Origin of the sequence: Zooshikella ganghwensis, assembly GCF_018263875.1 — a bacterium.
In the GTDB taxonomy this organism is placed as follows: domain Bacteria; phylum Pseudomonadota; class Gammaproteobacteria; order Pseudomonadales; family Zooshikellaceae; genus Zooshikella; species Zooshikella ganghwensis.
Map to the genome: position 1 here is coordinate 139,903 of NZ_JAEVHG010000005.1, position 25,295 is coordinate 165,197.

At 43.0% G+C, this 25,295-nt stretch carries 17 protein-coding genes; 11 read left to right on the top strand and 6 right to left on the bottom strand.

Annotated features, from left to right (window positions below; translation table 11 throughout):
* The first annotated feature begins 97 nt into the window (after nt 1–97).
* From KHS79_RS09720 to htpG, 8 genes are all read left to right on the top strand, one after another.
* Nucleotides 98–1,294, top strand: a complete 1,197-nt coding sequence (locus tag KHS79_RS09720) for an acyl-CoA dehydrogenase (RefSeq protein WP_212718575.1) — start codon at nt 98–100, stop codon at nt 1,292–1,294.
* A gap of 55 nt (nt 1,295–1,349) precedes the next feature.
* Entirely contained in the window at nt 1,350–3,617 is a 2,268-nt protein-coding gene (locus KHS79_RS09725) for a thiamine pyrophosphate-dependent enzyme (RefSeq protein ID WP_212718577.1), read from the top strand.
* Nucleotides 3,614–4,717, top strand: a complete 1,104-nt coding sequence (locus KHS79_RS09730; protein WP_212718579.1) for an ACP S-malonyltransferase — start codon at nt 3,614–3,616, stop codon at nt 4,715–4,717. Before KHS79_RS09725 ends, KHS79_RS09730 begins: the two co-directional genes overlap by 4 nt.
* A gap of 350 nt (nt 4,718–5,067) precedes the next feature.
* Entirely contained in the window at nt 5,068–5,814 is a 747-nt protein-coding gene (locus tag KHS79_RS09735) for a M48 family metallopeptidase (RefSeq protein ID WP_212718581.1), read from the top strand.
* A 334-nt stretch (nt 5,815–6,148) separates the two neighbouring features.
* Nucleotides 6,149–7,015: a prenyltransferase gene (locus tag KHS79_RS09740; protein ID WP_212718583.1), complete on the top strand. Its 867-nt coding sequence runs from the start codon at nt 6,149–6,151 to the stop codon at nt 7,013–7,015.
* 249 nt (nt 7,016–7,264) lie between these two features.
* The gene (locus tag KHS79_RS09745) at nt 7,265–7,978 is read left to right on the top strand and encodes a DUF599 domain-containing protein (protein ID WP_212718585.1); all 714 of its coding nucleotides are present in this window, start codon (nt 7,265–7,267) and stop codon (nt 7,976–7,978) included.
* A 164-nt stretch (nt 7,979–8,142) separates the two neighbouring features.
* Nucleotides 8,143–8,958, top strand: coding sequence for a hypothetical protein (locus tag KHS79_RS09750; RefSeq protein ID WP_212718587.1), 816 nt, complete (start codon nt 8,143–8,145; stop codon nt 8,956–8,958).
* A gap of 82 nt (nt 8,959–9,040) precedes the next feature.
* Entirely contained in the window at nt 9,041–10,954 is a 1,914-nt protein-coding gene (htpG, locus tag KHS79_RS09755) for a molecular chaperone HtpG (protein ID WP_212718590.1), read from the top strand.
* Nucleotides 10,955–11,071: 117 nt separating this feature from the next.
* On the opposite strand, the gene KHS79_RS09760 is transcribed toward htpG, so the two are convergent.
* On the bottom strand, nt 11,072–12,085 hold the full coding sequence (locus KHS79_RS09760) for a sphingomyelin phosphodiesterase (RefSeq protein ID WP_212718592.1): 1,014 nt from the start codon (nt 12,083–12,085) through the stop codon (nt 11,072–11,074).
* A 501-nt stretch (nt 12,086–12,586) separates the two neighbouring features.
* Nucleotides 12,587–13,738 (bottom strand): ABC transporter substrate-binding protein, encoded by a 1,152-nt coding sequence (locus KHS79_RS09765; protein ID WP_212718594.1) that lies wholly within the window; start codon nt 13,736–13,738, stop codon nt 12,587–12,589.
* Nucleotides 13,739–14,012: 274 nt separating this feature from the next.
* Here KHS79_RS09765 and KHS79_RS09770 point away from each other — a divergent pair, with 274 nt between their 5' ends.
* Together KHS79_RS09770 and KHS79_RS09775 are read left to right on the top strand one after the other, a co-directional pair.
* The gene (locus KHS79_RS09770) at nt 14,013–14,783 is read left to right on the top strand and encodes a hypothetical protein (RefSeq protein WP_212718596.1); all 771 of its coding nucleotides are present in this window, start codon (nt 14,013–14,015) and stop codon (nt 14,781–14,783) included.
* A gap of 470 nt (nt 14,784–15,253) precedes the next feature.
* Nucleotides 15,254–20,530: an SEL1-like repeat protein gene (locus KHS79_RS09775; protein WP_212718598.1), complete on the top strand. Its 5,277-nt coding sequence runs from the start codon at nt 15,254–15,256 to the stop codon at nt 20,528–20,530.
* Between the two features lie 2 nt (nt 20,531–20,532).
* On the opposite strand, the gene KHS79_RS09780 is transcribed toward KHS79_RS09775, so the two are convergent.
* Complete coding sequence (locus KHS79_RS09780; RefSeq protein WP_212718599.1) at nt 20,533–21,207, bottom strand: TIGR01621 family pseudouridine synthase; 675 nt, start codon at nt 21,205–21,207, stop codon at nt 20,533–20,535.
* Nucleotides 21,208–21,843: 636 nt separating this feature from the next.
* Here KHS79_RS09780 and KHS79_RS09785 point away from each other — a divergent pair.
* Complete coding sequence (locus KHS79_RS09785) at nt 21,844–21,999, top strand: hypothetical protein (protein ID WP_165773374.1); 156 nt, start codon at nt 21,844–21,846, stop codon at nt 21,997–21,999.
* Nucleotides 22,000–22,180: 181 nt separating this feature from the next.
* Here the strand turns inward: KHS79_RS09785 and choV are convergent, their stop codons facing one another.
* From choV to KHS79_RS09800, 3 genes are all read right to left on the bottom strand, one after another.
* Nucleotides 22,181–23,356, bottom strand: coding sequence for a choline ABC transporter ATP-binding protein (gene choV, locus KHS79_RS09790; RefSeq protein WP_212718600.1), 1,176 nt, complete (start codon nt 23,354–23,356; stop codon nt 22,181–22,183).
* A gap of 61 nt (nt 23,357–23,417) precedes the next feature.
* Entirely contained in the window at nt 23,418–24,263 is an 846-nt protein-coding gene (choW, locus tag KHS79_RS09795) for a choline ABC transporter permease subunit (protein ID WP_027706581.1), read from the bottom strand.
* A gap of 51 nt (nt 24,264–24,314) precedes the next feature.
* The gene (locus KHS79_RS09800; protein WP_094787118.1) at nt 24,315–25,250 is read right to left on the bottom strand and encodes a choline ABC transporter substrate-binding protein; all 936 of its coding nucleotides are present in this window, start codon (nt 25,248–25,250) and stop codon (nt 24,315–24,317) included.
* Between the last annotated feature and the right edge of the window lie 45 nt (nt 25,251–25,295).

Here is a 25,295-nt window from a genome sequence, read left to right on the forward strand (position 1 = left end):
TAAAGGAATAGTGACAATAAATATTCATTAAATGGTAAGCGATTATTTATATCGAGAGCAAAGGGTATAAAACGCTTTAGGGTGTATGGTAACGACTATGAATCAAGAAACCGCGAGTGTCGCAAAGCCGCAGTTTGTCTGGGAAGATCCTCTATTAATCGAACAACAGTTGTCCGCTGAAGAACGACAGATCAGGGATAGTGCACGGGATTACGCGCAGCAGGAACTCACGCCCAGAGTGAAGGAAGCTTTCCGTAAAGAATTTTTTCATCGTGAAATAATGACTGAAATGGGTCGGCTAGGCTTATTAGGCTGTACATTACCTGAGGCTTATGGTTGCGCCAATGTTAACCACGTAGCTTATGGTTTGGTGGCAAGAGAAATTGAGCGAGTGGACAGTGGCTATCGTTCAGCTCTCAGCGTGCAGTCTTCATTAGTGATGTATCCCATTTGGGCATTTGGCTCAGATGAACAAAAACAAAAATACTTACCGCTTTTAGCAAAAGGTGAATGGGTGGGGTGTTTTGGTTTAACGGAACCTGATGCAGGATCAGATCCTGGCAGCATGTTAACCCGGGCAGTAAAAGTGACGGGAGGATATAAAATAACAGGTAGCAAAATGTGGATTACCAATTCACCGATTGCCGACCTTTGTGTGGTCTGGGCTAAGCTCGATGGTCAGGTCCGAGGTTTTTTGGTGGAAAGGGACAGTAAAGGACTTTCTACCCCGACTATTCATGGCAAATTTTCATTGCGGGCTTCAGTAACCGGTGAAATTGTACTGGATGATGTTTTTGTTACTGAGGAGCAGATTTTACCCAATGTGGCTGGTTTAAAAGGCCCCTTTAGCTGCTTAAATAAAGCTCGCTATGGTATTTCATGGGGAGCAATAGGGGCTGCTGAATGCTGTTGGTATACCGCGCGTCAATACACATTGGATAGAAAACAGTTTGCGCAGCCTTTAGCCGCTAATCAACTGGTGCAGTTAAAACTTGCTGACATGCAAACAGAAATTGCCTTGGCATTACAAGCCAGTTTACGTGTAGGGCGTTTAATAGATGAACATCAAGTGACCCCGGAAATGATTTCAATGGTCAAGCGTAATGCCTGTGGTAAAGCGCTAACCATTGCCCGACAGGCGCGGGATATGTTAGGTGGTAATGGGATCGCTGATGATTTTCCTGTTATTCGTCATATGCTCAACTTGGAAGCCGTCAATACCTATGAAGGCACCCACGATATTCATGCACTTATTTTAGGGAAAGCACAGACAGGGATTGCTGCATTTAGTTAATGCCACTGTTAGTTATTGCCACAGAGGGAATCGTATATAGGCCAGGGAGGGTCGAATGAGGCAAGTGGATGAAGCCCGGGTTAATGCATTTTGTGAACTTGTTGCAAAGGGCGAGCTACCTGAAAGAGAGCATACTATTGGCATTAAGGACACTGGATTATCTCCGCAAGCTGTCAGGGATATGTTTCATAGTCAGCTGCTGAGTCGACTGTTGGATTTGAAAGCTCGGCAAATGCAGCAGCAAGGTCAAGGGTTTTATACCATAGGCAGTGCTGGGCATGAGGGGAATGTCGTACTGGGGCAGTTGTTAGGGTTGCAGGACATGTTATTTCTGCACTACCGAAGTGGCGCGCTGTTTATGCAAAGGAGTAAATTACTGCCCGGAAGTACACCACTTTACGATATGTTACTGGCGTTTGCGGCCTCTGCAGAAGATCCCATTGCTGGTGGACGACATAAAGTGTTTGGCAGTTTGCTCCTGAACATCCCACCACAAACCAGTACCATTGCCTCACATCTGCCCAAAGCTGTGGGCACAGCCTATAGCATTCCACTGCATAAACAGTTAAACAGCCAAGGGGTTTTAGCCGGAGATGCTGTGGTGATGTGCAGCTTTGGGGATGCTTCACTAAATCACTCAACAGCACAAGGTGCTTTAAATACTGCAGCCTGGATTCATTATCGGCATTTACCGTTACCATTGCTGCTTGTGTGTGAAGACAATGGCTTGGGGATATCCGTTAAAACCCCCACAGACTGGGTGGCGATGAGCTGTAAGCAGCGGCCAGGTATAAAATATTTTTATGCGGATGGTTTGGATATGCTTGCGGTTTACCAAGCATCCGTAAAGGCTATCGATTATGTGCGCCGATATCGACGGCCAGCATTATTACATTTGAGAATGGTACGTTTGTATGGGCATGCGGGTTCCGACGCACAAACCAGTTATTTATCATCCCAGGAGATTCAACGACAAGAGCAGCAGGACCCGCTGTTGTACAGTGCGCGGCTACTGCTCGATCTGAATATAATGTCAGCGCAGGATATTATTGCAGGCTGCCAGCAACAGTGGGAGCAAGTCTCTCGGGTTGCCGGTGAAGTCGTGAAACGTCCTAAATTAACCACTCGACAACAGGTGATGTCGACCATCACCGCCTGCGCGCAACAGAGGCCAGTTCCAGATTTACCTTCTACAGCTGCACGCAAATCACTATTCGGCAATGAATGGCGACAGTTGAGCCAGCCTCAGCCACTGAATAAATTACTTAATTTTGCCTTGGCAGATCTGTTATTACAGTACCAGCAAATAGTGATTTGTGGTGAAGATGTCGGGAAAAAGGGTGGCGTTTATGGCGTTACCAGCAGATTACAACACAAGTTCGGCCCAGCCCGGGTAATGGATGCTTTATTGGATGAGCAAAGTATTTTAGGGCTGGCTACAGGGTTAGCCCATAATGGCTTTTTACCGATGGCAGAAATACAGTTTCTGGCATATTTACACAATGCAGAGGATCAGTTACGAGGCGAGGCAGCGACATTAGCCTTTTTCTCTCAAGGACAGTTCACTAACCCGATGGTGATTCGTATTGCTGGTTTAGCTTATCAACGGGGCTTTGGTGGACACTTTCACAATGATAATTCACTTGCCGTATTACGGGATATTCCAGGACTGGTCATTGCGTGTCCCGCTAATGGTGCTGATGCGGTTGCGATGCTGCGCAGTGCTGTGGCCTATGCCTGGCAACAGCAACGAGTGGTGGTTTTTATTGAGCCAATAGCGTTATATACGACAAAAGATTTACATCAAGTAGGGGATAATTTGTGGGCTCAGGCTTATCCTGAAATTGGTCAAATCATCGAGGTGGGGGAGATAGGCGTTGATGGTAACGAGGCGCCTATTGCCATCATCACCTATGGCAATGGTGTGAGGCTGTCTCAACAAGCGATACGCATACTTGAGCAGCAGGATGGCCTGCCTATTAAGCTTATTGACTTACGCTGGCTGGCACCTATTCATGTTGAGGCACTAGTGAAAGAAATTCAGCACTGTTCTCATATACTGATCGTCGATGAGTGTCGGCAAACAGGGTCAGTCAGTGAGCAGCTGGTCACCTTATTGGTTGAGCACCTAAAGCCATTACCTGTTGTGGAACGTATTACTGCCGCGGATAGTTTTATTCCTCTAGGTGCGGCTGCCAATCTAGTGTTGCCACAGTGTGATGAGATTGTACAACGAGTACGACACATGTGGCACACATACTCAGGCACTAATGAAAATGCACCTTCCACTCATTCAGAGCTGACCGCTGGAGGCGTGGCATGAAAAATTCACAAGCTGCAGTCAAAACAGCTAAGCAAAAACAAACTGCAATTGTGGTATGCCCAGGTCGGGCCAGTTATCAGCGCACGGACTTGGGCTACTTACAGCGCTTTCACGAACATCAACATGGGTTAGTGCATGAGTTTGATAAAAATCGGTTACAGCATCACTTGAAAGCCATTAGCGCCCTGGATCAAGCAGAACGTTTTCAACGGCCACTACATAACTCGGGAGAAAACGGGGCGGCCTTAATTTATGCCTGTAGCTACGCAGACTTTTTAGCGATTCAGCAAGACCAGTTTGATATTGTCGCTGTGCTAGGCAACTCCATGGGGTGGTATACCGCGCTAGCAGTGGCTGGGGCATTATCTCCAGTGGCCGGCTTATCGTTAGTGACCACTATGGGTCGGTTAATGGATCAGCAAGGGAGTGGGCAACAACTGATTTATTCCTGGGTAGATGACCAGTGGCACTATCAGCCTGAAGTACGTGCCAAAGTTATGGCGACTATGCATGAAATTATGCAAACCCATGAACAGGCAGAGCTGTATATTTCCATTGAGCTTGGTGGATATTTAATTCTTGCCGGGAATGAGCTGGGTATCCGTTTATTGGCGCAACAGTTACCACCTCAGCCGGGTGGCTATCCCCAGATTATTGCTGGACATGCGGCGTTTCATACTCCATTGATGCAGACAATATCCACTATTGCATACCAGCGGTTGCAGGCGTTGCCCCTTAAGCCACCCGCAACACCATTAATTGATGGGCGAGGACATCAATGGTTGCCTTGGGCAACCAGAGTCGATGAATTAATGCAGTATACGCTTCAGACTCAGGTCACAACACCCTATGATTTTAGCCGTAGCCTTGAGGTAGCGGTTAAAGAGTATGCACCTGATCGCATTATTTTATTAGGACCGGGGAATACCTTAGGGGGGCCTGTTGCTCAAGTCCTTATCCAACACCAGTGGTATGGTTGGCAGAATAAACAACAGTTTACACAGCACCAGGCTGAACAACGTAGCTTGGTTTCAATGGGGTTAGCTGATCAGCGGCTCACAGTGACAGGTATGCAACCTCATGTGATTGAACATTTATAAATGTATCAGAGGCAACTTACCGGGTAATTGATGTGACTAAATAGTGTGACTAAGTAAGGGATTGTAATTTCTTTAGTGGGATCAACACAGCATTGTGATAAATGTCTAAACATGGGTTTGACCATTGATCGTTTCACCATGTATGTTGCGCGCCGGCATACTAATCTAACGTACTAATCCGGTGGTTTTAAACGCCGGTAATTTTTAACAGAGTAGGTGGTTTTCATGATGCTGACTCTGTCATCAGTAGGTTAATTGTGACTGTCAGCTGCTTTCCAGTCTGAGATGTTCATGTCGCGGTGAAGGCAGTGAATCAGATTTATTTTTATCATGTGGAGAGGCAATCAGGAATGAAGAAGTTAACTGTAATGGCTGCATCTGCCGTATTTGCAATCAGTCTTTCCGGTTGTAAATTGGATGAGTTGAAATCAAACTCGCTGGCATCTGATGCGTTGGGAGATGCAGTGTCCGCTATGACGGTTACTGAAGCGGAAGTAATTGATAGTGCTCGATTGTCTGCTGCCGAGATGGATAAAAAAGTCAAAGTGGCACCTGCTAACAGTAAGTACCAGCAGCGGCTCAGTCGTCTGGTGAGCAAACACCAGACTGTTCAGGGTGTGACATTTAATTTTAAGGTTTATGAGAATGAAGAGTTAAACGCATTTGCGATGCCTGATGGCACTGTTCGCATTTACTCTGGACTTATGGACAAAATGAATGATCAAGAGCTACTCAGTGTGATCGGGCACGAGATTGGTCATGTGATTCTTAAACACTCATTTAACCAGTACAAATCAACCCTGTTAACCTCTGCAGCACGTAAGGGGTTATCAGCATCTGGCGGTAAAATTGGCGAGTACGCACGATCTGAAGCGGGTGAGTTAGCAGAAACCTTTGTTGGTGCTCATTTCTCTCAGGAAGACGAGTTAGCGGCTGATACCTTTGGTGTGAAGTTTATGAAACAAAATGGCTACAACGCGAATGCCATGGTCAGTGCTTTCCAGAAACTGCAGCGCTACTCAGGAGAAGGTGGTGGTTTCTTCTCAAGCCATCCGTCAACCTCTGAGCGTATTGAAAAGATAAAAGCTCAGCTGTAAGCGCTTTATAGCACTAAGCTGTGGTTATAGTCAGCCCATGGCTTAGTGGTTAAAAAATAAGTGCAAATGCTTTGGCAAAAAGCCAAAGTCATAAGAAAACGAGATTAGCCAGAGTATGATGACCTCTGGCTGATCTGGTTCTTAGTGACATTCCGCGAATCCTTCTTCATCGTGTTTTAATCGAATACGTACAGTGCCTATGTGACACCGTGCGAGTATCTGATTACACTTCACTTCTATTATTTCATCGATATGCACATATCCTCAATGTATATGCTTGGCATCTTGCATCGAAGTTGCTATGTGCAGTGATTTAGCTAGCTTGCGGAAAAACATGTTAGATCCAAAAAAATACACATTAAAACGAGCCCTCAGACCTTTTTCTTACAGTGTGGCCATCATTACCTGTGGGTTGGGGGTGTTACTCGCCTATCGTGATGGCTTAGGTGATGATCTTCGGGCGATGGCTGTGATGGTTGCAGGCATATTGCTACAGGTAGCTGTCAACTTATTAAATAACCACAGTGATCGGACATTATGGGAGCAGGCTAGTGTTAGCGAGTATCCTCAAAAGCTACAGGTGTTGTCGATTATTCAGCAACACACCTTATGGGGAATGGCGGCTGCGGGTATTGCGGTATTAATTGGACTTTGGCTCACTTGGCAAGTGGGGTGGGGGATACTGCTGTTAGGTGCCGTTGGTTTAGTGGGCGGTTATGGTTATACCGGTGAGCCAATTAACTATAAGGCTAGAGGACTGGGTGTACCCTGTGTTTTCTGGTTAATGGGTATATTAATGGTGGCTGGTGCGTATTATGCGGTGGCTGGCGAGTGGAAGTACACGGTAATGCTCGAAGCCATTCCTGTGAGCGTGCTTTCTGCTTTGTTGTTATTAAGTAATGAAATTCGTGATATCGATGTTGATGAACAGCAAGGTATGCAAACCCTGACCGTCAGGTGGGGTCTACAGTGTAGCCTTGGTCTGTACTACGGATTATTGCTGATATGTTATGTCACGAGCGTGCTTATGTGGTATTGGGGCAAGTTGCTTACCGTATATTGGCTGGTTGTCCCCTTATTATTGTTACCTGGACTCCTGACTTTACTTAAAAAGGAGTTGAAAGATCGTTATCAGTTGCCCCCAAAAACAGGGCTGTTTTTTTTGGTCTTTGGGGTGGCTTATAGTTTGGCACTTTATTAGGGTTAACAGGCCCTAGGCTCTATTAACTGGCATAAGACAAGTGAAGACTTAGTTTGAGAAGGTCAATGGCAATAATAATGGTTTTTCATATTAATAACATGGCGGTAGGGTATGGGTGAGGTGGGTAAAGGTATGGCAATAGCCTAACGCTTTTGTGAAGTCACAATAGGGCATTAATGTGGGTGTTATTGTAAAGCTGTTGCTGGGTAGTTCACCCGTTCAATTGATACCTGTAAGGAAGTCAGTGCAATGCTTTGGGATGTCGTTGCTTTAATTTGGTTACTCCTGGCATGGGTTGGTTATAGTTTTTTTGCCAAGTATCAGGGGCGAAGGCAGCAGTGTTTAGCGAAAGTTTTACACCATTACCGACAGCAGTGGGCAACTCGAATACTGCTACGAGAGAATCGCATTGGGGATGCGAGCATTACTGCAAACCTAGAGCGCAATGTCACGTTTTTTGCCTCAACCTCTATCTTAGTGGTGGCAGGATTAGTGACAGCGTTTACTGCCACCGAACACGCCATATTAGTGCTATCAGATCTGCCTTGGGTTTCGGCACCCTCGCGCAAAGCCTGGGAGTTAAAAATTATGGTGCTGTTAGTCATCTTTGTTTATGCCTTTTTTACCTTTACCTGGAGTTTGCGCCAATATAACTTTGCCTCTGTGTTGTTAGGCAGTGCACCACTGCCTTCGGAGCAGGATGTGAGTGATCAGGAGCGAAGTAACTATGGATTACGGTTAGCTAAAGTACTGTCGTTGGCGGCGAATCGGTTTAACTATGGACTGCGGGCTTTTTATTTTGGCCTGGCCACATTAGCGTGGTTTCTGAACCCTTGGTTTTATATGTTGGCAACCATACTGGTGGTGATTATCCTCTACCAGCGTGAATTTCATTCAACCGTGTTAAAGGCAATGGTCATTACTCCCTTAAAAGCTAAGGTGTCAGTCTCACCAGAACATTAGAGTACGGTTAATCAGTAAAACAGCTCATTTTAACAGACAGGTCATGTAGTATAAGCCTGGAGTAAAGAGTGGAGTGCTGAGGGGCGTAATTTATTTCAGATCACTATGCTGTGATCAGTAAGGGCTGAGACAAGCTATTCACTTCCTGTTTGAGTGTGATAAAGTTGGCAGCCTATTTTATTGACGTGCTGGTCATTATTTTGGTTGTCGAAGAATTTATTTTGTATGCCGCTTTGGTGGTTTTCGCTTTAAGCTTACCTTGTCTTTATCATTTTATTTGGCTGCAAAGTGGGCAGGCGCTGCTGAAGTGTCTGGTGGTGCCAGTATTAGCGCTGGAGTTTGTCTGGCGTTACTGGGATAGATTAAAGGTCATTATGCTGGTGCAAGGCATTAGTTTGATAACCGCCGCAGTAGCGCTGCATAATATGCAGTTTGCTGCGCCAGCAAAATATGCAGCCATCATTGCACCTTTGCAGATGGGGTGGGCAGGTACCCATAATGAGCCTGATACCATGCTCGCACCTGTTAAAGACTGGCAAGCGGAGCGCCAGCAGGCTCTACTGCATTTACCCATGATGGGGACCTTAGATAATGAACCTTTTAGCCCAAACTATATTGAGTGGCGTAAAGGCCAGCTAGTCATTGCTGAGCGCCAGCAAGTCAATGATATTGTGCCACTTCGCGAGTTACGCATTACCTTTCCGGATAGCAAGCTAGTGATGGGACGAATGTTAGATGTGCGTAATTATCCATTGGTTTTTTCTCAATTGACTCGTCCTGCTGATACGAAAAGACCTTCTCTGAAAGATCATTTAGCCAAACCTCATAGCTTTATGCTGCATGCGACGCCTCGTTTTGTAACACTGGATTTATACCTCAATGAGCAAACCCGGTTACGAGGAACCTTACCGTGGAGCGAGGATTCGAGCCAATTACCCGTTGAAAAGCCATTATTAACCATGTCTCCCCTTGAAAAATAAAAAAACTCCCCCATCTTGCTGTCAATTGTGAATTCCGAGGTAGCTCGGAGTAAGTTCAACGTCTGTGGAAGGTCAACAGCACATGACAGTAGAAACTAAAAAGGAAACTCTTGGATTTCAGACAGAAGTAAAACAACTACTTCACCTGATGATTCACTCCTTATATTCCAATAAAGAAATATTTTTACGTGAGCTGGTTTCTAATGCTTCAGATGCCGTCGATAAATTACGTTTTGCTGCGTTAGATAAATCGGAGTTACTCTCTGATGACCCGAATTTAAAAATTCGCATTGAGTTTGATAAAGAGGCCAAAACCATCACCGTAGAAGATAACGGTATTGGTATGACACGTCAGGAAATGATCGATAACCTTGGTACGATTGCAAAGTCAGGTACAGCCCAATTCCTGCAGTCGCTTACAGGTGATCAAAAGAAAGATGCACACTTGATTGGTCAGTTTGGAGTAGGCTTTTACTCTGCATTTATTGTCGCTGACCGGGTTTCAGTAACATCTCGTCATGCCGGTACTGAGGAAGCTACTTGCTGGGAGTCTGCTGGAGAAGGTGAATTCAGCATTGAACCAGCAGAAAAAGCGGGGCGTGGTACTAAAATTACCCTGCACTTAAAGTCTGATTGTGAAGAATTTGCTGATGGCTTCCGTCTGCGTAATATTATTCGCAAATATTCAGATCATATTTCTTTGCCTATTGAAATGGTGAAAGAGGCTGCACCTGCAGGGGATGAAGAAGAAGAGAAAAAAGCTGATGATGTGGTTGAGTACGAAACCGTTAATACGGCAACCGCATTATGGACGCGCCCACGTAATGAAATTACCGATGAAGAATATAAAGAGTTCTATAAGCACATCAGTCATGACTTTGATGAGCCTCAGACCTGGAGTCATAACAAAGTAGAAGGTAAAGCAGAATATACAAGTTTGCTTTACATTCCAAAGCGGGCACCATTTGACCTGTGGAATCGTGATGTACAACGTGGTTTAAAACTGTATGTTCAACGTGTCTTTATTATGGATGACGCTGAGCAGTTTTTACCTTTGTACCTCCGTTTTGTAAAAGGTACGGTGGATTCTAATGATCTACCACTGAACGTTTCCAGAGAAATCCTCCAAAATAATCCGAAAATTGATAGCATGCGCGCAGCATTGACTAAACGTGTGCTTGATATGCTCAGCAAAATGGCTAAAAAAGAACCTGAGCAATATGCTGAGTTTTGGAAAACATTTGGTCAGGTACTGAAAGAAGGACCTGCTGAGGACTTCAGTAATAAAGAGAAAATTGCCAAACTGCTTCGTTTTGCTTCAACGCATAATGACAATGATGAGCAGAATCAATCCCTTGAAGACTATATTAGTCGTATGCCAGAGGGACAAGACAAGATTTACTATGTATTAGGTGAAAACTACCAGGCAGCGAAAAACAGCCCTCACTTGGAAATTTTCCGTAAGAAAGGGATTGAAGCTCTGGTACTTTATGATCGTATTGATGAATGGCTTATCCAGCAACTTATGGAGTTTGATGGTAAGAAATTTGTTGACGTTTCAAAAGGCGATCTTGATCTAGGTAAGCTTGATTCTGAAGAAGATAAAAAAGCCATTGAAGAGGCAAGCAAAGAAAAAGCAGATTTAATTGAAAAAATTAAAGACGTTTTAAAAGATGAAGTTGAAGAAGTTAAACTGAGTCATCGTTTGACAGACTCTCCTGCTTGTCTGGTGCTGAGCGAGTATGACCTGGGTATTCAAATGCGTAAGGTGATGGAAGCTGCAGGGCAAAAAATGCCTGAGTCCAAGCCTACCTTTGAAATTAATCCTACTCATCCTTTAGTCGAACGTCTTCATGATGAGCAGGATGTTGATCGTTTTAATGACCTAACGAAAGTACTCTTTGACCAAGCAAAATTAGCGGCCGGTGGGCAGCTGGAAGATCCTTCAAACTATGTACACCGTTTGAATAAACTGCTGCTTGAAATGAGCCGATAAAGTAATAGCTGAACGTCTTTGTTTAGCTTATTATCCTGTTAAAATCATTGAGTAAAAAAACGCCTGCTGACAACAGCAGGCGTTTTTTTTAATAAATTAGTGTTAGAAAGCCCTAATTTAGTCAAAGTAAAAATAACCAACGGCTGGATAGTGATCAGAAATATCACTGTAATAGCCATCATGATATAACTGGTCATTCCATTTGCCTGCTAAGTAATGCCAATACCACTTGGTATCAGCTTTAGCTTTAATAATTTCCATATAATACTGAATAGGCTGTTGATAATGCTGATGATAGGCAACATAGTCTAATGTGTCGTCATAATTCAGATCGTAGCCATCATAATAAGCCCCCGCTTTGGCAACCCAGTTTGTTGCTGCAGAAAAAGAGCCTCCATTAAAATTATAATTAATAGTGCATTGACAGTGATCTATCATTTCAAGGTGTTTTTTGGGGGTATTTTTGTATTCGACATTGAAGTCGCCCGCCAGCACAACAGGGTGAGTAGGGGATATTTTAAATTGTTTCAACCAACTATTAATTTCACTAAATTGCTGCATTCTAATGGTATGTGCTTTTTCAACATACTTTTTATAACTTGCTTGAAGGTGGGTGCCAACAATATAACGAGGTTTACCATTTTGGGCGATTTTGATTAGGACAGCCCCTTTATTAGAAAAATAATCCGCCGCCTCAAATAATTTGCTGTAATGGGTAAAAACATAGGCATGTTGTTCGAGAATAGGATAACGGCTTAAAATAAATGTTCCCCCTCGAATGATAAATGGTGAATTACTGCATCGACCTTGTATTGTCTGCCAATTTGAGTGATCTGTAGAGCAGTGTTGGCCTACAATAGGTGTGGCGTAAGGATAAATATCGGCCAGTGAGTGAGTCAGTGTTTGATAGGCATCATCGGTAAATGCTTCGTTAATAATAAGTACATCTGGGTTAACAGATAGTTGACGGATAGTATTGGCGGTATTATGTAAACGAGAGGTTTGATCCCAGTCTTGAAATGGTAATTGCATAATATTATAACTCATCACAGTCAGTGATGTTTTTGCGTGAGAAGAAAACGAAAATAAAACAATAGCAGCCAGTAGCAAATATTTGCTTAGGTTATACATAGTTTAATGTCCCATGCTAATGACCCATATTTTTAGTTAAAATATAGGTTTTTATAGAGTGATTTTTTTTATTGTTTTTGTTTTTTTATTATTCTTGTATTTTTTTTGTTGTAAGTATGTTTTTTATTTTGTGTATACCTAAGAAAGCTCATTCTGTATTAGGGCTGAGCTTGGTATGTATTTATTTCTAACAAAGGAGTATGACGAAAGTTTAACAGTTAAGTGAAAAAAGTGATTTTTAAAAGACTTTAAGCTCGATGAGAGTAATTAGTTTTTTGTTAAAAAAATGAAAAGGTTTTAAACGTTTGTTTTAATTATTTACGCTATCCCTCTGAACCAAGCAGGGCAATTGCATATAATTTTCCATTAAAGCACCTGTAGCCAAAGTCTATATATACCCTTCGAACACGCTGTAATTCCTTCTCTGGAGGCCCTTATATCAGAATAGTTACCACAAGGAAGTAGCTACTATTTATAGTTTGGGGAAGTTTAGAGAGGCTATTAATGACTAAATTGTTTCATGACTTCATCTAATGTAAATGAATACTGTTTTAGGGTAGGAGTATAATATTTTGAAAAACTTTTGAAGTCGATTTTATCCCACTGTTGACCTGCAAAGTGGTGTAAGTATGCATCGATATTCGCAGCGGTGATGATATTCATTTTGGAACGCATTGATACATTATCATCCGCAAAATCGATACCATTAAAATAATCATGTATGAGAATCACGGACCACGCACCATCCATAAAATGACCACCAATGGTAGCAGTCATTTTACCTTGTTGAACATAAGTGAGTCCTTGTTTAGCCCAATCAATACCTCCAGTAAAGAAGTTTTTATTGGGTATTAGTACTGGGTCAACTGAAGAGAGAGAATCGATAATACCTATCGACATCAGGTCACTGGCCGCCCAGGCGATATTGACTTCAGGATAACGCTTATAGAGTGTGTGAAAATGTCGGGCTGCTAGTTTAGGTTCCCAGTTGGCATGTACTATTTGTTTTAATACCGCACTATTTGTATATTCAAGTAAAGCGCGTTTTAGGCCTTTATTACGGGCTATAGAAGCTGTTGATACATTAATACCTGAAATACCAATCAGTGTTGCTTTACGTTCAGTATTATGTTTACGTGCAGCATCAATTAATGTTTTGGCAAGTACATAGCCAGCCTGTTCATCATCAGGTAACAGTTCACCCAGCCATAAAGGGTATTTTTTTCTGGGAGGTCCAATTTCTGAGGCTACATCTTCAGATAATCCGCCATTAAATAAAAAAACAGGTGTTTTTTCCTGTGAGGACAGTTTAATAATATGGTGGGCAGTTTTGCGAAAGTTGCCAATTAGCACTATATCAACGTGATCCTCCTGTGCAGCATGTAGATAGTATTTCATCATATTTTCGCGCTTACCATGTGCATAGTAAACCTTAAGTGTCATGCCTAGATCATTGCAAGCTGCCCGCATAAAATCTTCAACAGGTCCCCAAAAGGCATCACCAGGTGCGCGAAAGGAAATGAAGGCAATACTTGGGGTAATATGGGCTGCTCTTAAATAAGATGAAGCGAAGGCTGAAAAAACAAGAAAAAAAAAGATGATGCCTTCAATAAAAAAGACATATAAAGGTGAGTTGATAATATATTTTAACAAGTAATCAATCTCTCATTGACGATCTTATTCTTTATACCCTTCATAGGTTAGAGGTGCCCTATAGATTCACAGTATAGCGTATAGCATATGAATGCAGCGTTGCACGTAATGTGTTGGTGTAGTGTTGTGTATCTGTGTAATCGATAGCCTTGAAATAGCGTGGCGTAATTAATTAGGTTGTACTACATTTTTGGTGTGATTAGCGCACATTTTTAATGGTTCTATGTTAGGGCCTGTTAACACTATTTGAATCACCACTGCCGTTTAGAGTTTTATGATAAATCGGTTTTATCACCCTCCGGAAGCCAGTCTACTTGAGCCTCCAACAACTAGTCCTGAAAAGCAGCACTCAGTCCCCTGGTATGCGTTACTTGGAGCTTTGTTTTTACCTTCTCGCTTTTTAAAAGTTTACTCAATGTGTCGTTTTCCTAAACTGGTATTTGTGGCGAGTTGGTTGCTGGGTATGACGGTTATGGTTGATATCATTAACCGACAGATGCTTGAAATTCAACTGGGAGGGCCATTTAGCTACTGGCAAACCATCATGACACAGTGGTTCTGGTATTGGTTGTGTGTTGCGGCTGTAGGGCTACCGATTGGTATTATTGTATTGAATCTAGGGTGTTATTGGGTTCGATGGGGAATAATTTTTTGTGGTACTCACTTAAAACCATCTTACTCAACAATGGGGCAAACATTTGCCAAAGAATTATTTATTTTGCCTTCACTAATTACTTCATTACCCATTATGCTGCTCACGATCTATGAGAGCTGTCGTTATTCTATGTATATCGATGCCTGGGCGCATCCGGTGTACATGGTTGAATATGGATTGGTCGTGTTACCTGCCTGGTCTATTTGGATAACCTATCAAGGCGTACGGACGTTTTATAAGCAGCAAGGCTGGCGTGCAGTGTGTTGGTTTTTGGTTTTACCTGGGTGTTTTTATTTAAGTAGTTTATTTGCCATGTTAATGATTACGTTGCTCCAGATTCAACCGGAGCGCTTGCCTTTTCAGACGGTACTTTTTCAGATGGTACTTTGAGGGCTGTCGCATATAAAAACAGTCTGTGATGATCAGAGATTATACTCATACAATGCTTGAATTCATTTGTTCCTCCCGTAGCAGAAGACCCTCTTTGGGCTATACCCTCATCTCGCTTAAATAACAGTAATAGCTCACTATATTTTAAGGGCACTTCAAAGGTTGGATAATAGCCGCTGAATTGTTTGCCGAAAGGACGCGACAACTATTCTGATATTAGGGGTCTCCAGGGAAGAGTTTACGGCGTGTTCGAAGGGCATAAAACACTGTTTTCCACTTACTCTTAAGAAAATTAATTGAATAATTATTCATTTAATTTTTCTGAATACCTATCTTGTCTTTGCCTATACTACTGAAAACTATCGATGTCATTTATCAGTACAGCAATTTATTTTTGATTAGTCTGTAAAAAATTGCAGTGCTGTTAGCGTGTATTAGCAAATATTAGTAGTAATTTGAGTAGTCACACGATGATCGTCATGCTGCGCAAGGTTAACGCAGTTATTGCCATTGTAGTTAGCCTATTGAGCTGGACCGGACTAGCGATGGCAGGTCGTATCGATGAAACGACGCGGGTTGTGCACTTTGCTGAAGTGAATGGCCTGTTTCCTGCTTTTGAGCTGTTGTCCCTGGAACAATTTCCTCCCTTTCCCAAAAATGCTGATGTTACAGAATTGGCTACCTGGATACCTTTACTTTGCCAGCAGTGTGTGTTGCTGGATGAAAAAGGTCAGGTACGTTGGCTGGCTGTGCATGGTCAGCCTGTTATTAGTATTGAGCCGTTATTAGGACTGCAACATCTTGTAGGATTACAGTTAGTGGGTGTTGGTCTAAACCAGTTAACCATTCCTGCAAGTTGGCAAACCTTAAAAGTATTAGAGCTAAATGATAACCCTCTACAAAGCTTGATAGGTTTGGATAATTTGCAACGCCTGAGTTATTTGAATATTGCTGCCACTTCAATTAACGCTTTACCTGGAATAGAGCAGTTGAGTCATTTACAGTTTATTGGCATGGAAGGGACTTCTTTAACGATGCCTTTACGTCAACAAATAACACATCAACTGTTAAATAATTTACTGCAGCAGGATGATAACGCTGAAGCATTGGTTCCGGGTGAGTGGGTCGCATTTAGCGAAGGGGACGCTGTTATTATGTTGCTGGAACCCAATCAATATTTTGCATTAGCTAAAAAGAATAAACCATTGCTGTGTGCACCCAGTGATGTGGTGCTATCGGATCATCATTATTGTACTTACACACTGAAAGTTGATCGCGCTCAGCCTGAAAACAGACAGCAATTACTTCATGTTATTGAATGGGATGCTATGGGCAATCAAAGACAGGAATTTCGGTGGTCTATTAGTCAGCTAGGTCAGCAGGTTTTACAGCTTAAACTTGAACTGCCTGATATGAAGCTTACTCAGGTTCTCACATTTCATCGTCGGCAGCGAGCACACCGAAGCCGTGAAATTTTTAATAGTAAAGTTCTGCTTGCTGAAGAACAAAAAGTGTTGGCGGAGGAAGCCAGTCAGCGCCAGCCAGGGGATGCTTATTTAATGATTAAACTGGTGGGAGATAATGGTCAGGTATTGCGGCGGCGTCCCTTTAAGCTTGAGGTGGTAGGAGAAACCTACGAAGGGCAGACAGATAACGAAGGATATGCGACTTATCACGTCCCCTGGCAAGCTTCTCACGGTACATTAAAAGTGTGGATTAATCTGGCTGAGGATCAAACAACTTCACTGGAGGTGCCATTACGGTCTGTGCCTGCAAAACGGCCAACGCCAGACTTTATCGCTAAAGCATTAAAGGGTGATGCTGCTGCGCAGTTTCAGCTCGCTCAAAGTTATCACTATGGTGGCTACTTTACGATTAACAAGCAGGATGCACGTCACTGGTACGAAAAGTCAGCAGAGCAAGGTTGGGTGTATAGCCAGCTTGCGCTTGCAGAATTTTTTTTGAAGGCCGATCAATTAGAGAAAGCACTATTCTGGGCACAGTCTGCTTGGCAGCAACATCAACATCCAGAGGGGGCTTACTGGGCAGTGATGGCCCAGTATCAGCAACAACAACAGTGGAATGAATCCAGTATTCAGCTGTTAAAAACCGCTAGTGATCAAGGTAGCAGTCAAGCTGCACTGCAACTGGCTAAACTCCAGCTTACGAAACAGGTGGACGGTACCTGGGCAGATACTGCTAAATTGTTACAGCATGCAATTAAACTAAACCCCCAGGCCGCTGAGGCCTACTGGCTTTTGGCACAAGGCTTATGGCAGGGGCAAGGTGGACGAAATCAAGAAGTAGCAATATTTCAATTAATGCTGCGTGCGGGGCGGACGGGTTGGCTTGATGCGCAACGGTGGCTGGGTATGAGTGCTTTGGCAGGGTGGGGGCAGCCACGAAATATCGCCCAAGCAACCTTCTGGCTGACAAAAGCCGCAGCTCAACAGGATAAAACCGCTCAACAATGGCTGGCAGACTTACCTGTTCTGGCATCTGACCTAAAACCTGAAACTGATAGAGACTTTCAACAACGTTTGTGGTTGCTTTGGGGGCTTCGTTGCTGGTATGGCATCGCAGGGGAGCATGATCTGCAGGCTGCACAGTATTGGTTTGAAAAGTCGGCAGAGTTGGGATCTGCACAAAGTTATTATTATCTTGGTCAGTTACACCAGCAACGGGATCAAGCCTTTGAAGCCTATCGCTATTTCCAGTATGCAGCGCGAGAAGGGAACAGTGGTGCGATGCTAAAGCTGGCGGATCTTTATTATCAGGGTATACAAAGCCAGCATGGTGCATTTTTGTTAGCACCACAGCCACATGAAGCCTTACGCTGGTATCAAGAGGCTGCCAACCTGGGTGAAGCTAAAGCACAATTGATACTTGCCCAATGGTATGAACAGGATGAGAGCTTGCAAGGCTCTGTGAGCGACATTATTCACTTATATTTACAAGCTGCAGCACAAGGTGAGGTGGCAGCACAATATGCGCTATGGCGTTGGCTGCAAACGGGTAATGAAACAGCTGTTGTCTTGATTCCTGCTGAGTTAGCCCGTGACTATTTACAGCAGGCAGCCAGCCAGGGACATCAAAAAGCGCAGCGGGCACTGGGCCAATACCTTTTAGCAACGGGACAGCCCCAACTCGCTGCAGATTGGTTAGAGAAGGCTGCTCGCCAAGGAGATGCCCAAGCGCTATTGGATTGGCTGTCAGTTACAGCCAGTGATAAGCCATTAGCTGAGCAATTGCTTTCAACCCTGGAGTCATCCACCAGTGCGCTGTTACGTATCGCTGCAGTTGAAGCAATAGGAATGCGTGGTTTTTCTGCTGCGGCAGACGCGTTAATTGCTTACTTGCCCGGTGCAGATGAAGCATTACTGACTTCTATTATGGCAACACTCCATAAGCTGGATCAAAAGGTGGTAGTTCCAGCACTAGTCAGCTTACTCCAACAGCATGAATTATCTAAAACGCTCAAAGCCTTGATTATTGATCATTTAGCGCTGATGAAATCGCCTGAAGCGGTTAAAGGTTTGGCGGCTGTCGATGGACCGTTAAGTGTTTCCGCATTATTGCAGGTTGCAAAGGCCTATGCCGAAGGTGCTGTTCTAGAATATCAGCCACAAAAAGCAATTGGCTACTACCGAAAAGCCTTTGCCCTAGAACCCAGGACTAGCCATGAGGCAATGAAACCCTGGGCGGCATCATTGCATAGTGATGCTGAAAATAACCTTGAATCAGCCTATTGGCTGGCTGAGTTACTTGCGGTTGATGATTCGCTGCTGGTTGTATCTCCGCAGCAGCTGTTAGTGCCACCCGTATTTTGGTGGCGTCATGCAGCACTGCAGGGACATGCGCGCTCAGCATGGGCATTAGGACAGTGGTTGCTGGAAAAAGGCGATCGGTCCATGGCCAGGTATTGGTTAGCGAGAGCTGCAGAACAGGATAAACAGTGGCAAATACCTGCATTACAGTACTGGTTACGCAGCCAGGATTATCGAGTGCAACAGCAGGGGGTTGCACAATTGCAGGCGCTGTTGACTCAAGAACCAGATGTGGTTAAGGAGGTTGTCGCTGATTTGTTGATTGAGGATAAACAAGCGGTTGTACCACCCTACAGAGCATTTTTATTGGCACAGTTTTATCAGTTAGGGCTTGGCGTAGAACAGGATGTTGACCTTGCTGCCCACTGGCTAGTCAAAGCCAGTACTGGCAATTGGCCTCCTGCTGATAACAAGGATAAATGGCAAGGGTTACTTAGCTCATTACAACAGTGGCAGCATCAACAACAGATACCCAACCAACCAGCACCGCGTGCACAAGCTGTGCAATTGGCAGCAGCAGGTAATACAGAAGCCGTTCGACTGCTTATTGCTCATTATCAGCAGTATCAGGATCCAGCAATGAAAAAGCTGGTGAGTTTATGGCAGCAGTATTTATCAGAGTTAACCACCACTCAACGGCAAGCCAGTGATAATGATGTTGCAGCCCAGCGGCAGCTGGGGGATTGGCTGGAGCAAAGTGCCAGTAACGAGTATGTTTTGCAACAGGCATCGCTTTGGTATACCAAAGCAGCCCAACAACAAGAGCCTTATGCGCAAGTCATGGCCCAGTTGCTATCTATCGTGTTAGAACCGGGTCCTTTTGAACCTCTGGATAGGATTCAACAGCTCGCTAATGGACAAAGTAATCCCTATGCACAGCGTGCTTTGGCTTTACTGTTTGCTCGGCAGCATAATCTGTTTTCACCTGGTCGGTTTTTGCGGATTGATGTTCAGCAAGTATTGGACAATATGATACTTGTGATGCAGTCAGACCCTGATTTAGTGATACCTTCACTATTTCCTGTGATTGAGCATGCTTATCGTCGCTGGCGTCAACAGCAATCAACACAAAACAATCCTGATCCATATTTTGAAAAGTTATGGCATTTTTGGCATCAACAGTGGGAGCAAGGACAAGGGGCCGCTGCTTACTATCTGGCTCGATTAGCATGGCAGGACCCAGAACAGGGTAAAATGCCATGGTGGCAGATTATTGATAAAGCATTACCTCAGTTACCTGGTGGATTATTATCAACAGCCTGCGAGTTTTTTAGTCACGCGGCCTTAGATGCAGATCAATCACTACCCGCAGAAGCAATCATCAGTGCGTGGACTGTGTGTCAATTGGATTTGCAAATAGTCGCCAAAGGACAAGAAAAAGAAGTGACCAATCCACAACAAGTCGACACGAATGTTGAGGGTAAAAAGGTTAAACCGGATAGGAGCAGTGAGCATTACAAAACATCCTTAGAAAAACCTATGGATGAGGACATGTTAACCCTAGCAAAGGCTAAGCTGGATGCTTTAAACCAGCGTATTACTTCCTATCAGCAAACACGACAGCAGTGGCCTGATTCCCCCTCATTTTTTACCGTAGAGCAAATGCCGAATCAATCAGCACTCCGTTGGTATTGGCAACAGAAGGATCAATCATTTTCTATGTTGTGGCAGCAATTAGCGCCTGTTCAGGTAACACGCAGCCATCAAGACGCACTGTGGATTGCTAGCAAACAATTAAAAATACCAGGCTCTGCGAATTTATTGCAGTGGCTTCAACATAAAGACGCTATGCCAAGTCAGTTTAAATTAATTTTTCAATATAATGGTTTACTGCATGTGGTAACCATTGAACAAGAAAATATACCTTTAGATTGGCTATTAATTCCTCTGTCGTATTTATCACTTGATAAAACAAAATAGTCCTAAAAAAGGTTCCAGGGAGCGTCATAGCAGGCTAACTTGTCTTGGCAAGTTTGTGCTAAAAAGCAGTGACCTTCTTTCGGTGGGCAGCTATAACTTAAGCGTTTTTCTTGCCAGTTAAATTGTAAAGCGTAAGCATGAAGATAACAGCGATCAGCGGATTCATGGTTTTTGGGAGAGTAACGAGGATCACCTAAAATAGGTGCACCAAGGCTTTTTAGCGCAACTCGTATTTGATGCGTTTTTCCCGTGAGAGGATGTATAAGGCATAAACGTTTTCCTGGTAAAAAACCCGTACTCACAAATTCGGTAATGGCAGGATTGTGTTTGGTATGAAGTAATTTCCAGTTTCCATTACGGGTTTTTGTCATATCTCCGATAATTTTTCCTTGTTTCTTTTTGGGGCGGCCAGTGGTAATAGCTAAATAATATTTGGTTATTTGTCGATCACTAAACAGACGACCAAATATTTGGGCTGATGGCTGATTTCGTGCTAACACTAATAGGCCAGAGGTGACTTGATCAAGTCGATGAACCAGCCAGAGCGGTGCCTGACAGCCAACATGTTGCTGCACCAGAGGAATAATACCCGGCTGCTCAGCAGTTTGATGAACACTGATGTTGACAGGTTTATAAATAACGTAAAAATCAGGGTGTTCTGAAATAATTTCAAGCATGCAGTAATGACTCGTTAACACTTAATAAAACTCGACTCGGTAACAGCAAAGTACTTGCTCCAAGGTTTTAGCTGGCGATATAGGTAATGTCAATACCCGAGAAGTATACCCTTCACGAATGATTTCTAGGTTTTGTTATCTTCTCTCCTCACCCCAATCACCTATTAATATAGGTTCATGGGGCTTCGTCACTCAATGGCCGCACCTAAAAACCATTGGTATTGGGTATATAGCCACTAGGACTGGGTTTTTAGTGTACGTTACCCATCCTTTGTTTTACAGTTCATAAACCGAAATATCATTTGTGATTATTTAAGCGTGATTGGACGATCGCAAAAAGTAGACTGGCAATGCTTGAATGGGGTTGTGAAACGGCTGCTGGGAGTACTTCGTTTTAGGTATAATTTTTTTCTTTTGTAAGAGGTGCACAGAGTAAACTTTTTTCGGGAACTTTTAACAAATAAGCAAATCTACTAGTATCAATATTAAAAAAATATGCTAAAATCCTAAGTTATACCTATACTTGTAAGGAGGTCTTTATAAGAGGTATTCAATCATAAATATTATAACTCTATATCTAACATCCATAGTCAGGGTAAAGACGATAAGGGTTATAATTGACTAAGGAGTGATACTATGAACAAAACGAAAGCAAAAAAACAAAATGCTAATGTTATTTTTAACCTGCTAAATAAAACTGTACAGTTTGTCAGAGATATAACCTACTGGATGGTTGCCCCTGTCCTTTTTACTGGCGCGCTAGCTGCACTTTCTGCGATCCAGATGTCATAAGTTTAGATGTTGTAAAAGGTTCAGTTGTAATAATAGTGTTATCTACGGCGAAGAATTATCTGTCTTTCGATGTATATGGCTTATGCTGATATCAGTACTGAGCTGAAGTACACCTTTTGATAAGTCCTTTTAAGTGCTTAGTGTACTTCAGTTAGCAGTCAGGTAAATGCAAAGGCGCTCTCTAGGCGGGAGCTAAATGTTTACCTAAAAAGCCGTGATAAAGCTCGCTTTCCGTGATGTAGCCAATAATTTTATCTGCACCTACGACAAAAATATTTTGTCGGGTTGCATTTTTTATGGCAATAATGTCTTGCATTGGCGTATCCAAAGGGATGGTTGTTGGTAAGCTTTTCAGTTGCTGTATTGAGTGGCCTGGTTGCCAGTGTTGTAAATCCAGCTTTTTTCCTTCTTGGGTAATATAAGCCTGTTGGAGCTTGTCACCATTCACGATTAATTGGCTGTAATAACCATTATTGATGGGGACAGCTTCTTTCTCAGATACCTCATATTGTTTCATTAGTGTATTAGCTTTTAATACACCTAAAGGATTCGTATTTGAGACAAAGCTACGGACATAATCATTTGCAGGATGAAGTATAATTTCTTCTGGTGAGCCATGCTGTACAATACAGCCATCTTTCATAATGGCAATTTGTGTTCCTAGCTTTAACGCTTCATCCAGGTCATGACTTACAAAAACAATGGTTTTTTGTAATTCTTCCTGAAGGGATAATAATTCCTCTTGTAATTGATGACGAATTAATGGGTCCAGAGCCGAAAAAGGCTCATCCATTAATAGAACGGGTGATTCTGACGCTAAGGCACGTGCTAACCCAACCCGTTGTCGCATACCTCCCGATAATTCATGAGGAAAAGCATTTTTCCACTCAGTCAAACCAACTAACGACAATTGTTGTGAAATGCGTTTATTTTTTTCTTTTTTACTTATTTTTTGTAAGTCTAAACCAAAGGCGACATTTTCAGCGACAGTAAGCCATGGCATTAGCGCAAAGCTTTGGAAGACCATTGCAATATGATGCATACGAATTTCGCGTTTAAGGGCTTCAGAGGCTTCACTAAAGTTTATGGATTGCTGCTGGTAGTCAATTAAAATTTCGCCACGGGAAATGGTATTGAGACCATTAAGGCAGCGGAGCAGGGTAGATTTACCTGATCCTGATAGCCCCATTAGAACACATATTTCCCCTTTTTTAATTGTCAGGTTAGCTTGTTGAACGCCTGTAATCAGGCCTGTGGTTTGTTGGATTTGTTCTCTGTTATACCCTTGATCAATTAGGGGAAATGCTTGCTCTGGTCGATCACCAAAAATGACATCGATATTTTTTAACGTAATCATATACTCAGGTTCTATTTATCTATTCGCAATGATGGCTATTACCTTATTTGAGGTGATGCCTTCATGATGTTTGTGTGACCGATTCTTGTTTGAAAAGACGGTCTAGCAGGATAGCAATAAGCACGATGGCGAGGCCAGCTTCAAAGCCTTTGGCGATATCAACCGTGTTCAGTGCTCGAATGACAGGCTTGCCTAAACCATCTGCTCCGACCAGTGCGGCAATAACCACCATTGAAAGTGACAGCATAATGCATTGGGTAATACCTGCAGCAATACTTGACATTGCGGCAGGAAGTTCAACTTTATACAGTAACTGTCGTGGGGTGCAGCCGAATGACTTTCCTGCTTCTATCAATTCTTTGGGTACTTCACTAATCCCTAAATAAGTAAGGCGGATTGGTGCGGCTATTGCGAAAATAATTGTGGAAATTAATCCTGGCACCACGCCTAAACCAAAGAGTGTGAGTGTTGGAATTAAATAGACAAACGTAGGAATAGTTTGCATCAGATCAAGCAGTGGGCGTAATAATTGGTATAACCAGGGGTGGTGTGCTGCATATATTCCCACGGGTGTACCAATGAGTACACAGAAAAAGGTTGCGTACAGCACCAATGCCAGTGTGGTCATGGTGGCTTCCCAATACCCGAGGTTGAGAATAAGTAACAATGAAAGCACCGCATAGATGACAATACCTACTTTTCTGTGAATGAGGTAAGCCAGCCCAGCGATTAAACTAATGAATATGAGGGGAGGAAACCAAAGTAATAACTGGGTTAAGGACTCAATCAACCACTCAAGGGTGATTGCCGTGTAATCAAAAAGCCAACTTGCATGTTCAACCAATAGGTCAATAAAATCTTCCATGTATTGACCTAGTGGAATTTTATAGTCAGTAATAATGCTCATACGTTTAATTCACTAAAAGTGATATAGAAATTCCCATTAAAACGTGGTTTTTTAACTTTTCTTCAGCGACTGGGTAACGGCATTGTGGCCAGGTTTTCCATCAACTGTTTTAATGTTTTCAAGCCACTGGGTAAGCACTTTTGGATTGTTTCGAAGCCATTGCTTTGATGCTTCTTTGGGAGATAATCCCTGGTTTAAAATGCTATCCATGACCGCATTTTCCATTGTCAGGGTAAACTGTATGTTATTGAGCAGCTGTCCAGCGTTAGTACACTCTTGAGCGAAGTTCTTTCTGACATTCGTGTAGACTTCAGCGCCGCCTAAATTTGGTCCGAAGAACTGATCACCGCCAGGTAAATAAACTAAATCAAATTGTGTATTCATTGGATGTGGCTCCCAGCCTAAAAAAACAATCCATTTTTTTCTTTTTACGGCGCGTTTAACTTGTGAAAGCATACCTGCTTCTGAGGATTCAACCACTTTAAACTCGCTTAGTTTAAAGGCATTTTGGTCAATCATATCTTGAATTATGCGATTACCATCGTTTCCTGGTTCAATACCATAAATACGTTGTTGGAATTTATTGGCATATTTAGCAATATCAGCAAATGACTTAACACCTTCTTCATATACATAGCGGGGGACTGCTAATGTATATTTTGCACCCGTTAGATTTTTGCCTAAAATGTCTATGGTGCCTTTTTTTCGGTAAGGGGCGATATCATTTTCCATGGTTGGCATCCAGTTACCTAAGAAAACATCAATATCACCACTGGCAAGTGACTTATAAGTAACAGGTACCGACAGTAGTTTGGTTTCAGTTTGATAACCCAGCCCTTCCAAAATGACGGAGGTAATGGCAGTGGTGGCGGTAATGTCTGTCCAGCCGACATCAGCAAAACGAATAGTCTGGCACTGATTAGCCGCTATGCTAAGTGATGAAAAACACGTCAAGCCAGTGATAAGTAGTGAGCGTAATAAATTCATAAGATCCTCTTTTATAATTTCCCCTCAAACCTGTTTTAAGATCAC

What these genes read in the sequence shown, in the direction of transcription:
- KHS79_RS09720 (WP_212718575.1), top strand. Translation starts at nt 98, where the DNA reads ATGAATCAAGAAACCGCGAGTGTCGCAAAGCCGCAGTTTGTCTGGGAA.
- KHS79_RS09725 (WP_212718577.1), top strand. Translation starts at nt 1,350, where the DNA reads ATGAGGCAAGTGGATGAAGCCCGGGTTAATGCATTTTGTGAACTTGTT.
- KHS79_RS09730 (WP_212718579.1), top strand. Translation starts at nt 3,614, where the DNA reads ATGAAAAATTCACAAGCTGCAGTCAAAACAGCTAAGCAAAAACAAACT.
- KHS79_RS09735 (WP_212718581.1), top strand. Translation starts at nt 5,068, where the DNA reads ATGAAGAAGTTAACTGTAATGGCTGCATCTGCCGTATTTGCAATCAGT.
- KHS79_RS09740 (WP_212718583.1), top strand. Translation starts at nt 6,149, where the DNA reads ATGTTAGATCCAAAAAAATACACATTAAAACGAGCCCTCAGACCTTTT.
- KHS79_RS09745 (WP_212718585.1), top strand. Translation starts at nt 7,265, where the DNA reads ATGCTTTGGGATGTCGTTGCTTTAATTTGGTTACTCCTGGCATGGGTT.
- htpG (WP_212718590.1), top strand. Translation starts at nt 9,041, where the DNA reads ATGACAGTAGAAACTAAAAAGGAAACTCTTGGATTTCAGACAGAAGTA.
- KHS79_RS09760 (WP_212718592.1), bottom strand. Translation starts at nt 12,085, where the DNA reads ATGTATAACCTAAGCAAATATTTGCTACTGGCTGCTATTGTTTTATTT.
- KHS79_RS09770 (WP_212718596.1), top strand. Translation starts at nt 14,013, where the DNA reads ATGATAAATCGGTTTTATCACCCTCCGGAAGCCAGTCTACTTGAGCCT.
- KHS79_RS09775 (WP_212718598.1), top strand. Translation starts at nt 15,254, where the DNA reads ATGATCGTCATGCTGCGCAAGGTTAACGCAGTTATTGCCATTGTAGTT.
- KHS79_RS09780 (WP_212718599.1), bottom strand. Translation starts at nt 21,207, where the DNA reads ATGCTTGAAATTATTTCAGAACACCCTGATTTTTACGTTATTTATAAA.
- KHS79_RS09785 (WP_165773374.1), top strand. Translation starts at nt 21,844, where the DNA reads ATGAACAAAACGAAAGCAAAAAAACAAAATGCTAATGTTATTTTTAAC.
- choV (WP_212718600.1), bottom strand. Translation starts at nt 23,356, where the DNA reads ATGATTACGTTAAAAAATATCGATGTCATTTTTGGTGATCGACCAGAG.
- choW (WP_027706581.1), bottom strand. Translation starts at nt 24,263, where the DNA reads ATGAGCATTATTACTGACTATAAAATTCCACTAGGTCAATACATGGAA.
- KHS79_RS09800 (WP_094787118.1), bottom strand. Translation starts at nt 25,250, where the DNA reads ATGAATTTATTACGCTCACTACTTATCACTGGCTTGACGTGTTTTTCA.